At 41.6% G+C, this 13,717-nt stretch carries 5 protein-coding genes; 2 read left to right on the top strand and 3 right to left on the bottom strand.

The window, feature by feature from the left end; translation table 11 throughout:
• Positions 1–289 precede the first annotated feature (289 nt).
• Positions 290–8,482 (top strand): BspA family leucine-rich repeat surface protein, encoded by an 8,193-nt coding sequence (locus BLS33_RS19325; protein ID WP_089893601.1) that lies wholly within the window; start codon positions 290–292, stop codon positions 8,480–8,482.
• Between the two features lie 21 nt (positions 8,483–8,503).
• Entirely contained in the window at positions 8,504–9,391 is an 888-nt protein-coding gene (locus BLS33_RS19320; protein ID WP_089893599.1) for a PorP/SprF family type IX secretion system membrane protein, read from the top strand.
• A 97-nt stretch (positions 9,392–9,488) separates the two neighbouring features.
• Here BLS33_RS19320 and BLS33_RS19315 read toward each other — a convergent pair whose 3' ends face one another.
• The 3 genes from BLS33_RS19315 to BLS33_RS19305 all read right to left on the bottom strand — a co-directional run bounded on the left by BLS33_RS19315 (position 9,489) and on the right by BLS33_RS19305 (position 13,481).
• Positions 9,489–10,508, bottom strand: coding sequence for a zinc-binding metallopeptidase family protein (locus BLS33_RS19315; RefSeq protein WP_089893596.1), 1,020 nt, complete (start codon positions 10,506–10,508; stop codon positions 9,489–9,491).
• A gap of 101 nt (positions 10,509–10,609) precedes the next feature.
• Entirely contained in the window at positions 10,610–11,095 is a 486-nt protein-coding gene (locus BLS33_RS19310; RefSeq protein ID WP_089893593.1) for a YciE/YciF ferroxidase family protein, read from the bottom strand.
• Between the two features lie 256 nt (positions 11,096–11,351).
• Positions 11,352–13,481 carry a catalase gene (locus BLS33_RS19305; protein WP_089893591.1) on the bottom strand — a complete coding sequence of 710 codons (2,130 nt, stop codon included), beginning with the start codon at positions 13,479–13,481 and terminating at the stop codon, positions 11,352–11,354.
• Positions 13,482–13,717: the final 236 nt, after the last annotated feature.

The raw sequence follows: 13,717 nt of genomic DNA, 5'->3' as shown, positions 1-13,717 counted from the left end.
CGTGGTGGTTTGATTCATTGATTTTCGCTCTTGTATTATTTCACATTCACCCTATTTAAAATAATTGATTTATGGTGGAAGAAAGAAATTCATTCTACAAGAATTCTTCAGCACATTATCCCCAATACTAGACCAATTCTTAGAAAAAGCGGTATTTCGTCGATAATCTTCTACCTGATATCCGATGTTTAACAACAAGAACAAGGTGTTACGCAACAAAAATAAGAATTGTACTACGTAAAACGTTGATTTTTGTGGTTATAGATTAATTTTAATTCTTACGGGGCACATGATCTTCACCATACTGTTAACAAAAAAATTATCCTTTCTTAGATTCATTTTTTTACTAGTACTAATTAGTAGTTTTCAAACGCTAGTAGCACAATCCCCTGGTGGGGTCTCGACGGGTCTAGAACTTTGGCTCAAAGCAGATACTGGTTTTACCTATAACTCTATAACCGATGCGGAGTGGCTGGATCAATCGACGAATGTTTTGGTCCTAAATTCCAATCTGGTCCAAGGCCCAGATTCAGACTCCGCACCTACTTTTTTGGCAAACCATACAAATTTCAATCCGGCCATCGTATTTGATGGGGTAGATAATGGTCTTGCTACTGCTTTAAATGCAGCGAATTTCAATTTTTCAGAAACCACGGCTTTCTCTGTACAACAGGTATTGGCAAACACCACTAGCGAAAGTAACGCCATTTGGCACTATGGCGCTACTGGCGGAAACGATTTTGCCCTTTTTGCCTACCCTGACGACTATGGGTTTCATGTAGCGCTAACAGGAGGTTTGACAATTGAGGTTACGAATGATATTTTAAACAATGACCTGCCTAATTTGTTTGGTTTCACTGGTAATTCCTCCTCTACGGAACTTTATGTAAATGATAAAGAAATAGCAACTTCCACAGCTATGGCCACCCTGCCTGGTAATGGATCTATATTGATCGGTCTTGATGCAGATGGAACCCAGGCTCAAGATGGTGATAATCATTTGGAAGGAGCCATTGGGGAAATAATCATGTTCGATCGTAAACTCTCAACGACCGAACAACAACAAGTAAATTCTTATTTGGCCCTAAAATATGGCCTTTCATTAGATCAGATTATTGCTACGGATTATATAGCATCTGATGGAACCACTGTCATCTGGGATGCATCTGGAAATACCGGATATACAAACAATATATTAGGTATCGGCCGAGACGATGATTCTGGTTTGGATCAAAAGGTATCAAAATCCGTCAACCAAGATGCTATTCTCACAATTGCCTTGGATGCTGATTTTACGTCTGAAAATGGTGATGTAAGTCGTACTACGACGCATACCAATGACAAACAATTTGTAATGGTTGCTCATAATGGGGCCACCACAACCACACAAAATACAGAAATATTAGATGCCGCGTCGGGTCTTAACCTACGGTTGGCACGTGAATGGAAAATAGATGCAACTAACTTCAATCAAAGTGTAAGTGTGAAATTTGAAGGTTTTGATGAAACTTGGACGGTGATAGCCACGGTAGACGGAGATTTTAGTTCAAACGTGGAAATTGTTGGATCTTTAAATGCCGATGGCGAATTAACAACACCTAATCCTCCTGCAGATGGAACCGTATTTACTTTGGCAAAATTTCAAAAAGCACCAGGTGGTGTTACTAATGGAATTGCTCTTTGGATCAGTTCCGATCAACAAGTTTTCTCAGATTTGGGATCTACAAATGCGGCAAATAATGACGAAATAGTACTATGGAATGACCAATCTTCCAACAACAATCATTTCACCCAAACAAATCCGGAAAAACCAATCTATTTAGATAATTCAATAAATTTTAACCCACAATCGTATTTTGATGGCACACAGGCTATGGATGCTTTGAGTATTACGGGTATGCCTTCAGGGTCTAATGCACGATTAATGCGTGTAGTAGCTACTCAAACAGCTGCATTTACAAGTAATCACGTGCCATTTGGGCATGGTATAGAAACAGATGGCCAAGCAAATGTTTTTGCTGGTTCGTCTACTAACAATAGTTTGATATATGGTAGCTGGGGCGCAGTAAACGATGTTACAAGTACTACTTTTTGGGAGTTAGATGTTCCGCATATTATAGGTGGGGGATATGACGGTGTTTCTACAACGTACTTACAGGCCGATGGGGCAACACTAGTATCCGATGCTGATGGTGCACCTCCAACTTGGAACACGGTAAATACGCGAATGCGTATTGGAGCAGATATGGCATTAATAACCGGACAGTTCTGGACAGGAAACATTGCAGAAGTCATTGTCTATGATGCTGATATAACAGGAGCTGAACAACAGAAAATAGATAGTTATTTGGCCCTTAAGTACGGCATTGCCCTTGATCAAACTGCCTCGAATGATTACCTGGCCTCGAATGGCGCCACTATCTGGTCGGCAACAAATAATGTGGGCTATGCTACGGCTATATTCGGTATAGGCCGAGATGATGCGAGCGGTCTAAACCAAAAAGTAGCCACCTCTATGAATACGGATGCAATTCTAATTGCAGCTTTAGACGCTGATTTTACGGTAGCTAATACAGATGCTAGTCGTACCACTGTGCATACGAATGACAAACAATTTATGTTTTTGGCCAATAATAACGGAGCCATTACAACACAAACTACAGAAATTGATGCTACCGCTTTTGGGGCGCGTATTACTAGAGAATGGAAAGTAGATAAAACAGCCAATTTTACGCAAAACATCAACCTAAAATTTGATGGCTTTGATGAAACCTGGGAACTACTAAAAGATAGTGACGGCGATTTTTCGGCCGGAGCTAGTTCCTTAGGTACTTTAGATGCCAATGGAGAAATAAGCGGAGTTAGTTTGGAAGATGGTGATTATCTCACCTTGCACACGAACAATACGACGCCTACCATATTGTCTTTTGAACCAAAACTGGCGGGCAAAGGAGAAACGGTGACCATAATTGGAAATGGATTTTCAGGAGCAACTGCAGTAGCATTCGGCGACACTCAAGCATCTAGCTTTACGGTGGTATCAGGTACTGAAATTACTGCTGTGGTAGATACAGGTGCATCAGGTGCAATTACCGTTACCAATGCACAAGGTAGCGATACAGAAGTTGGTTTTATTTACAAAGTAGCTCAATATGATTTTGAGAACGATGCCTTGGATGCGACCGATAATGACTACGATGGAACAGCAATTAACGCAGTCACTTATGATACGGGTGCTCAAGGGCAAGCCATTTGTTTTGACAATGGCCCTGGGTATGTTAAACTTCCGGATAATTTAATTAGTAGCTTATCTGAATTTACAATTTCCCTTCGTTTTAAAACAACAGGAACAGGAAGTATTTTGGGCTATCAAAATGTCGAATCGCTAAGTGGTTCACCATCGGAGTGGATTCCCATTTTATTAATTACTTCTGACGGAAAATTAAAAGGAACGCTTTGGACCGGTACAGGCGGTGCTATTCAGGCTATTTCTGCTAATGTTGTAAATGATGGCAATTGGCATCAAGTAGATTTTGTAGCAGACACCAATACCGTAGCAATCTATTTGGATGGAAATTTAGAAGCGAGTAAAAGTGGTGACGCTGTTGTGCATTTATCAATGAATTATAATCAGTTAGGGTTATCTTATTCACAAGCCTATAATACACCGGCCAACACCACTTGGGAATATTTTGAAGGATGTATTGATGATATGGTCATTATTGACCGTGCCTTGACCGCTTTAGAGATTGAGGAAGTAACAGCACTTCCTGAGCCAACGATTGCTTCTTTTACCCCTACTGAAGCAGGAGAAGAAGACACCGTTGTTATTACCGGAACCAATTTTGAAGGCGCTACCCAAGTAACTCTTGGAGGCATAGATGTTACCTCCTATACCATAGATTCCGCTACCCAGATTACCGCGGTTAGTGGTACGGGGGCAACAGGAAATGTTACGGTTACGACGGCGGGCGGTACGGCAACGGCCAATGGGTTTACGTTTATTGCCGACAGCTTCAGCTTAAGCGAAACAACATTAACATTAGACGAAAATGGAGGCACTGCTACTTTTACGGTAGTACTGGATACGGAGCCATCCAGCGATGTGGTATTTGATGTTTCAAGTGAAGATACGGACGAAGCCACAGTTAATATAGGACAGTTAACGTTTACAACTGCCAATTGGAATACACCACAGACTGTAACCGTAACAGGAGTTAACGATGCTTTTGACCGTGATGATTCTGCGACAATTACTATTGCCGTAGACGACGATAATTCGGATAATCCTTATGATGCACTAGACGATCAGACTGTGGTTATAACGGTCACCGATGATGATACCACAGGGTATACGCTAAGTGAAACAGCTTTGACCGTTGCGGAGTATGCTGGAACGGCAACCTTTACGGTCGTATTGGACAGTGAACCAATAAGCGACGTAGTCTTTGATATCTCAAGTGATGCTATCGCAGAGGCAACAGTTTCACCAGCACAATTGACCTTTACTGCTGCTAACTGGAGTGTACCACAAACCATTACAATAACTGGTGTTGACGACAATGACATCGGAAATGATACTGCTACGATTACCATCGCGGTAAACGATGCAGATTCAGATGATGCCTATGATACCCTAGACAATCAAACAGTAGCCGTAACCCTAACAGATGGTGATGAAATAGACCCTGTTCTAGTCCTTACGGGTGATGCCAACAGAGCTACCGGTGTAGCCAATTGTGTGTATACCGTAGATGGAACCGAGTTTGATCCGAGCACCGCAACCGATAATAGCGGTAGTTTGGCTTCGTTAACGTATTCCCTCCAAGAATTAGCGCCAAATCCTAATCTGGTTTCGGAAGATTTTAACTCGGGTAGCTGGGATGCCAATAATTTTGAACTCGGCACCAATACAGGTTCTGTAGTAGATGGCACCTATAAAAGTGATACCAGTAGCCGAGGAACACTTAGAACTGTAGCAGAGTTTGTGCCTAGCCTGGAAAATCCCTTATATGTTTCTGCAACGCTGCGTTTTTCTAGTGGTGAGGCAATTGCATTTGTAGGGACAAGAAGTACCGGTGAACAGCCTTCAGGGCAATTCAATGCAGAGCCAGTAGGGTTAAACCTGCGTATCCATAATTTTAATAATGGCCAAACAGGAAACTCAACAGGTTTTGACCTGTCTCCACGCCCAGGAAACGCCTTTTATACAAATGCAGTTCGGTTTGAAATTATAGATTACGGGGCTACTGTGAACGTAACCATGACCAATTTGGTTACTGATGTTTCGCACGCATTCACTTTCAATTCTAACTATTCATCAGGATCTAATAGAGTGGTATTCGCTGGTGGTAATTCAGCTTCATGGGATGATATTCAAATAAGTATTGGAGCTCATGCCATAGTTCAAGAGTACCAAACAGGGAGCAATACGCTAGACGGTTCAACCCTGAACCTAGGTGAAAATACCATTGTTTGGACCGCTACGGATGCGGAAGGAAATGAGGTAAACGAATCACAAATTATTACCGTGGCAGATACTTATGATCCTATTGTGGTAACCCAGAATATTTCGGTTACCCTAGATCACAATGGGGAGGCAACCATCACTGCGGCAGAAATCAATAACAACTCAACGGATAACTGTGGTATTGATACCATGACCTTAGACAAACAAAATTTTACGGCTAGTGATACCGGTGAAAATACAGTAACACTAACTGTTACAGATGTAAATGGTAATTCTGATTCTGAAACCGCTGTGGTAACTGTAATCAATACAGATGTAAATAACGACGGCTTACATGACGACGCTTTTGTTACCACCTGGAAAACCGATAATGATGGGACTTCCAATAGCACCTCTATAAACATCCCTATACAAGGCAGTGGCCATAGTTATGATGTAGATTGGGATGGTGATGGAATTTTTGACGAGTTTGGCCTATCTGGCGTGGCTACCCATGACTATGGAACAGCTGGCACCTACACGGTTCAACTGAAAGGTGATTTTTCTAGAATCTATTTTTCTGGAAGCAATGATGATAGTGATAAATTATTGTCTATAGAACAGTGGGGAAATATAGCGTGGACAAGTATGAATAATGCCTTCTATGGTTGTGCTAACCTTCAAGGTAATACAAGTGATGTTCCAGATTTGTCTAATGTTACAGATATGTCTTATATGTTCACAGGGGCTACCAATTTTAACCAAGACCTTAATGCTTGGGATGTGTCCAAGGTTACAGATATGTCTTATATGTTTTGGCTCGCCCGTAACTTTAATGGAGATATTAGTAGTTGGAATGTTTCGGCTGTTACAACCATGGCACATATGTTCCACTTGGCAAATGATTTTAATACAGACCTGAGCACTTGGAATGTAACGGCAGTAAAGAGTATGTCTAATATGTTCTTTGGGGCAACTAGTTTTAACCAAGACATAGGTGGTTGGACGGTTGCTGCGGTAACCAACATGACCAATATGTTTAGAAGTGCCGTAAATTTTAACCAAGACCTGAGCAATTGGAATGTATCTGCTGTAAAAGACATGTCATTTATGTTCAATCTTGCCCGCGTTTTTAATCAAGATATTAGCGGTTGGAATGTATCAGAGGTGACCACAATGGCCAATATGTTCAATGGAAATTTTGCTTTTAACCAAGATATTAGTAGTTGGAATGTGGCCAAGGTAACCAATATGCAAAGCATGTTTGAGGATACCCATAATTTCAATAGTGATATCAGCGGTTGGGAGGTTTCTTTAGTCACCAATATGGCTAAAATGTTCAAGGAAGCTACTCAGTTTGACCAGAATTTAGGGGCTTGGGATATTAGTAGTGTGACAAGTATGGGTGATATGTTTACCGATGCAGGTTTGTCTATAGCTAACTATGACAGTCTGTTGAATGGTTGGAGTACTTTAGATTCCGGTGAAACACATATTCCTACTACGATTGCTTTTGATGCAGGATCTAGCCAATATTGTGCTGGAGAAACTGCGAAAAGTAGCTTGGTAACCGACTTTGGTTGGATCATTACCGATAGCGGTAAATACTGTGATACTGATTTAGATGGCATTTTAGATGAGGTAGATAACTGTATCTTAATTGCCAATGCGGATCAAGTAGATACCGATAGTGATGGTGAAGGTGATGTTTGTGATACCGATGACGACGGTGACGGCACTCTGGATACGGAAGATGCTTTTCCATTAGATGAAGACGAGGATTCGGATACGGACGGAAACGGAACTGGTAACAATGCCGATACCGATGACGACGGTGATGGTACCCCAGATTCAGAAGATGCTTTTCCGTTGGATGAAGACGAGGATACCGACACCGATGGTGACGGTACTGGTGACAATGAAGACCTAGACGACGATAATGATGGAACGCCTGACACTGAAGATGATTTCCCCCTAGATAAAGATGAGGATACGGATACAAACGGAGACGGAACCGGTGACTATGCCGATACCGATGACGACGGTGACGGTACCCCGGATTCGGAAGATGCTTTTCCTTTGGATGAAGATGAGGATACGGATACGGACGGAGACGGAACTGGCGATAATGCCGATACCGATGATGATGGTGACGGCACCCCGGATTCGGAAGATGCTTTTCCATTGGATGAAAACGAGGATACGGATACGGACGGAGACGGAACAGGCGACAATGAAGATACCGATGACGATGGAGACGGTATTCCGGACTCCCAAGACCCTGATAGTGACCAATTGGATACTGACGGCGATGGCACTCCAGATATCCAAGACACCGACGATGACGATGACGGAACCCCGGACACGGAAGACGCTTTTCCTTTGAACGGAGACGAAGATACTGATTTCGATGGAGACGGCGCGGGAGACAATGAAGATGACGACGATGATAATGACGGTCTTTCCGATGCGCAGGATCCCGATGACAACAATTCCGATACAGACGGTGACGACATCCCTGACGGTCAGGATGCAGATGTTGACGGAGATGGTATAGTAGACAACGGTAACGATAGTGATGGCGACGGTATCAACGATGCAAACGACACCATCGACGACACAGCAGATGCTGATGGAGATGGAGTACCCGATAACGAAGATGCGTTCCCGAACGATGCGACTGAAAGTGTAGACTTTGATGGTGACGGCATAGGCGCTAATACCGATCAAGATGATAATGATGCGAGAGTTGGTGAAAAACGGTCAGTTTTGTCGGCCGAAGCCTTTACACCCAATGGTGATGGCATCAACGATACATGGGTCATCAAAGGCATCGAAAATTACCCTAATGCTGTCGTTAGTGTTTATAACCGATACGGCCATGAGGTATTCAAAACCATAGGATACCGAAATGATTGGAGCGGTAGGTATGGTTCCAAATCAGAGAATTTACCTCCAGGCTCATATTACTATGTGGTAAACTTGAGAAATGGTTCAACACCCATCGACGGATGGATATTCATCAATTATTAAAAATAAGATTCCCGGACTAACATGAAGACCAACCATATTTATTTCGTTATACTACTATTTTTAGTTATTACTGGCGTTAAGGCTCAGCAGGATCCAAACTACATCTTATATAGATACGCTATGAACATTGTGAATCCTGCCTATGCTGGTGCTGAGGCGAGAACGGAATTTGCAGCAAATATAAGGAGTCAATGGTCTGGGGTAGAGGGCGCTCCGGAGAACCAGAGTTTAATGGCCAGTACTTTCTTGGGCAAGAAAGTAGGTCTTGGCGTAAGTATTGTCAACGACAAGACTTTTATCGAGACTCAAACTTCATTGGCAATTGATTTCTCTTACAAGGTGCAATGGGATGACGTTAGCAATATTTACTTTGGATTGAAGGCCTCAGGTAATTCCTATAATGTCAATACAGCTGGTTTAACAACCTTCGGTATCGATTCAGACCCTTCATTGATGAATATTGATGGGGGATTTACCCCTAATGTGGGTGCCGGTATCTATTTTCAGAATAGAAAGCTCGCCTTATCGTTTTCAATCCCAAAAGTGTTGAGACACCGGCGATTGGAACAAGAAGGCAGTTCGGCCAAGTTGGGCAGCAACAAAATACATATGTATCTAATGGGGGCGTACGACATGCAACTGGACGAGAAACTACTTTTGAAGCCTTCGGCAATGCTTCGCTACGTGGAAAACGCACCTTTGTCGATAGATTTGACCTTGGCCCTCAACTATAACGAAATATTCGAATTCGGAGCAGCTTACCGTTGGAGCGAGGGTTTAGCTGGTTATTTCCTTATTAATCTAGCCAATGATATTTATATCGGTTACGGTTACGAGGCTTCTCTTGAATCGGCTTTGGCAACTACGAATAATGGGACCCACGAGATTTTTTTAAAATTTAGGCTTTAACCGATATAGTAGTATTCCAAAAAATAAGACCCATTTTGATAGATTATATTAGGCGAAAATCATCCGATATAATGCTCGTCTATAATTCCTAGGCTATTCAAGTATTTCTTTGCCTGTAATCCTTAAGGATTTCATGGATAAAATTCAATTTTTCATATACTGTATCGGCAATGATAAATGGATAGATATCGGGAAGTCCCATCGATCGATTAAGGCTATTGGCCGCGCAGGTTAAGGAAATACTGGCATCGAAGATTATTTTGAAATCGTTAATGGTGTAAGGGTCTTGGGCTTTTACCATCTCTAAATAAGAAGGTTTTGCGATTTCTGGTTTCAAAGATAGTCCCAGCGAACCAGCAGTTTCTAAAGTATCCATTAAATGCAGGTAATGCGCCCAAGTTTCGGCCCAATCTTCCCATGGGTGCGAACTTGCATAGGCAGTGATAAAATTTTCATTCCAGTTTTTGGGAGCACCTGTGGCGTAATGCTGTTCTAGAGATGCTCCATAATCTTTCCTTTCATCACCAAAAAAGAACCTAAATCGATCAAGGTTTTTATATTTAAACAACAATGGCCAATAATAATGTCCGATCTCATGCCTAAAATGGCCTAAAAGGGTTCTGTAGGCTTCAGACATTTGCTTTCGCAATTGCTCACGATGTACCGAATCCGCCTCCGTCAAAATTATGGTGACTACCCCATTGGCGTGACCAGTCATTTTGTTGTCGTCATTATCGCTTCCTAGAAAGTCAAAAGCTAGACCCTCATCTGCTTCTGACTTGGGTACCAAGGGAAGTCCCAGTTTAAGCAGTTGATACACCAATCGGTGTTTTGCCGTTTCAAGCGGTTTCCACTTTTCGAAATTCTCGCCGTCGCTGGCATTGGGTACTTTTCGGTTCAGTGCACACGCCGGGCAAAAAGTATTTTTCGAACCAGCCGAAATTAACCAATTGCATAATCCTAATTCATGATTTTTGCAATAGCCACTCCAATCATCGGAAACAGATTTGAAGAGCAATTCGTCCGGATCGAAACCTAAACTACTACCGCAAGAAACGCATTTAGTGTTCTCAAAAAATAATGGAGAGCTACAATTGGGACAATCGAAAATTTTCATGATTTTTAGTTAGATATGAAAGGTAGTTCTTAGTAACTTCATAACAAAAGCACCCTAGTATAAAAGGGTGCTTCTATAAAGTATACAATATTTATTTTTAATTACGCCATAGCTTCTTCATTAAGACGGCCTTCCGCCAACTTGTCGAGTTTGTTGTCGGCATCATATTCTTCATCCAAAGTTTTTTGAAGTTTTTGGGCAATTTCTTTATGACCGAGTTCCTTGGCATATCGCACAGCGGTACCGTACCCCGAGATTTCGTAATGTTCGACACGCTGGGCTTCGGCGATTAGACCTGCATCCATTACTTCGTCACTTTCAGCCTCTTCGATAAAACCTTCAGCCTCTTTGATGAGACCGGCCATGGCCTTGCATTTTTCTCCCCCGGGTTTGATTCCCAATTCTGTGCAGATTTCCTCCAATCGTTTTTTCTGCTCTTTGGTTTCCTTCAAATGACTTTCAAAGGCTTTTTTTAGCTTCGAATCCGAGGCGTTTTTTACCATTTTCGGTAATGCCGATACCAACTGACTTTCTGCACTGTACAAATCTTTTAACTGATGTTCGAATAATTCTTTTAAGTTTTTCATGATATGTATTTTTTTTAAGTTTAACACTTGAATAATACATGAAAATTAGTCGTTCGGTAGGTCTAAAAATGCACCAATCCATATTAAAATTATCTGAATCGAAAAAACTTTGATCCGCTGAAAATGATACACAAGAACCGCCAATTTTTAATTAAAATTGGCGGTTCAAATAGTTCGAAACCTAAAGTTTAAACGCTAAAGTATACTACATTTTTCAGATAAATGGCATAATCTGTTTTAGATACAATTCCTTTCGCTATACGGGAATAGCGTCCGTTTTCTTCATACGTTCCCAGTTTCTGTGCTTGGCTATCGCCTTTACAAAATCTTTTGGGTCGCAATTGATACAGATAGCTTTGTCATCTTTAAAATCTTTTACGTAGGTTTTATCCAAAAGCATTACCGCTTCACTATCCGCGGCGATGGCCTTACAGTGTTTTAAGGCCTCGTTGATAAATTTTAAATATTTACCATTTGACATTATTTTATCTATCGATTTTTTCCCACCAGGAATATAGACAGCATCAAAAAGGACGCTTTCTGTCGTACTTATTGAAGCATCGACATGGTGTTCCATACCGGTGTCACATTTGATAGTACCGCCATGTGGCCCGATCAGTTTGATTACCGCCTTTTCTTTCTCCAAGACGTTTTGCATTGCCTCAAAATCTTTCATGGCAAATCCGTCGCCGACGAGTACGGCGATCTGTCGTGTAGCAATGCTGTCAAATTTTGTATTCGATTGACTTAAAGCAGGAGACTTTTCAAGATAATTCTTTGCTTTTCCCGGTTGAAAGTCTTCTACATTGCTGTCGGCTCCAATAGCTTGATTAATAGGTTGTTCAATGCTTTTTGGAATATCCATTCCTAGGTTATTGGCGATCTTTTGTGCTAAATCACTGTTGATTTGTTCAATCATCCAAAGCATTCGCGATTTGATGTGCGCTTGCTTACATTTTCCGAGTTCAAAGGAATAAGCGTCTGCAACATGCTGCTTCTCCCAGTCGGCCAAACTTCTATAGAATAGGGCAGGTTGAGAAAAAAAGTCGATGAAGCTTTCACTACGGGTGCGGATTTTATTGGCATCTATGCGCTCTTCATAAGATGAAAATGCACCTTCTGCGATTTTTGAAAGGTGTGGGCAACCACCGCCCAAGGTATTTGGAAAATAAGCTGTTTGGCCTTTCGGAATACGCGTCTGCATATGTCCGTCACGTTGATTGTTATGTGTTTCCCTTATGGGTTGGTTTATGGGAATTTGATGAAAATTAGGGCTTCCTAAACGAGATAACTGTGTATCGCGATAAGAGAATATGCGGCCTTGAAGTAACGGGTCGTTACTGAAATCGATTCCAGGTACAATATTTCCGGGAAGAAAGGCGACCTGTTCTGTTTCTGCAAAGAAATTCTCAGGGTTGCGATTCAAGGTCATTTTTCCGACAATGGTGACCGGAACCATCTCTTCCGGAATCAGTTTCGTGGGATCTAATAAATCGAATTCATATTTATGTTCATCGGCTTCGGGTACGATTTGAAATCCAAGTTCCCATTCCGGATATTGTCCACTTTCTATGGCCTCCCAAAGATCACGTCTATGAAAATCTGCATCCGCTCCATTGATTTTTACAGCTTCGTCCCAAGTAACGGAATGCACTCCGAGAACAGGCTTCCAATGAAATTTGACAAAATGGGATTCTCCTTTATCGTTGATCAGCCTGTATGTATGAATACCAAAACCTTCCATCATACGAAGACTTCTGGGGATTGCCCTGTCGCTCATAGCCCAAATATGATTGTGTAGGGTTTCGGGTGTCAGCGAAATAAAATCATAAAATGTATCGTGCGCCGATGCAGCTTGAGGAATTTCATTATTGGGCTCTGGTTTGACCGAATGGATAAGGTCGGGAAACTTCATAGCATCTTGAATGAAGAAGATGGGCATATTGTTGCCTACGAGATCCCAAGTACCTTCTTCCGTATAAAACTTTACGGCAAAACCTCGAACATCACGTGCGAGATCTGGAGAACCTTTGGAACCGGCGACTGTAGAAAATCGCGCAAAAACAGGAGTCTTTCGACCGGTATCGTTGAAAATACCCGCTTTGCTATATTGCTTTTGATTTTCATAGAGTTCGAAATATCCATGTGCCCCGCTTCCGCGCGCATGTACAATTCGTTCGGGTATGCGTTCATGGTCGAAACTTGTAATTTTTTCTCTTAGTAAAAAATCTTCTAAAAGTGTGGAGCCACGGGGTCCGGCCTTTAATGAATTGTTCGTGTCATTGACTTTGACACCTTGGCGTGTGGTCAAAGGTTGACCCTGCGCGTCGTCAGTATAATTTTTCAGTTGTTCTGTTTTTTTGGTGTGTTCTTCTTTCTTTGCCATGATGAATATATTATTAGATGTCATTTAAATGGGAGGAAATCTAGTCATGAAAATGCGATTACTGTAACTCAAAAAGTTTAGTATTTGACTGTATCATTAAAAGAACCTTAAGTGGGCTGAGAAGTCAAAGAAATTGAATAATTAACTACGGAATTGCGCTTCAGGAATTGAATTTAAATCTATAGGGATAAAGCGTACTACATAACCCATTGCTCAAAATATTTCGAATTGCATTA

Origin of the sequence: Kriegella aquimaris, assembly GCF_900103215.1 — a bacterium.
Classification (GTDB): Bacteria; Bacteroidota; Bacteroidia; order Flavobacteriales; family Flavobacteriaceae; genus Kriegella; species Kriegella aquimaris.
The sequence above is the reverse complement of the archived record's forward strand: the minus strand, read 5'-3'. Positions and strand labels throughout refer to the sequence as shown.

Coding starts and splice junctions, on each gene's coding strand:
- BLS33_RS19315 (WP_089893596.1), bottom strand. CDS start 10,508: ATGAAAATTTTCGATTGTCCCAATTGTAGCTCTCCATTATTTTTTGAG.
- BLS33_RS19325 (WP_089893601.1), top strand. CDS start 290: ATGATCTTCACCATACTGTTAACAAAAAAATTATCCTTTCTTAGATTC.
- BLS33_RS19305 (WP_089893591.1), bottom strand. CDS start 13,481: ATGGCAAAGAAAGAAGAACACACCAAAAAAACAGAACAACTGAAAAAT.
- BLS33_RS19320 (WP_089893599.1), top strand. CDS start 8,504: ATGAAGACCAACCATATTTATTTCGTTATACTACTATTTTTAGTTATT.
- BLS33_RS19310 (WP_089893593.1), bottom strand. CDS start 11,095: ATGAAAAACTTAAAAGAATTATTCGAACATCAGTTAAAAGATTTGTAC.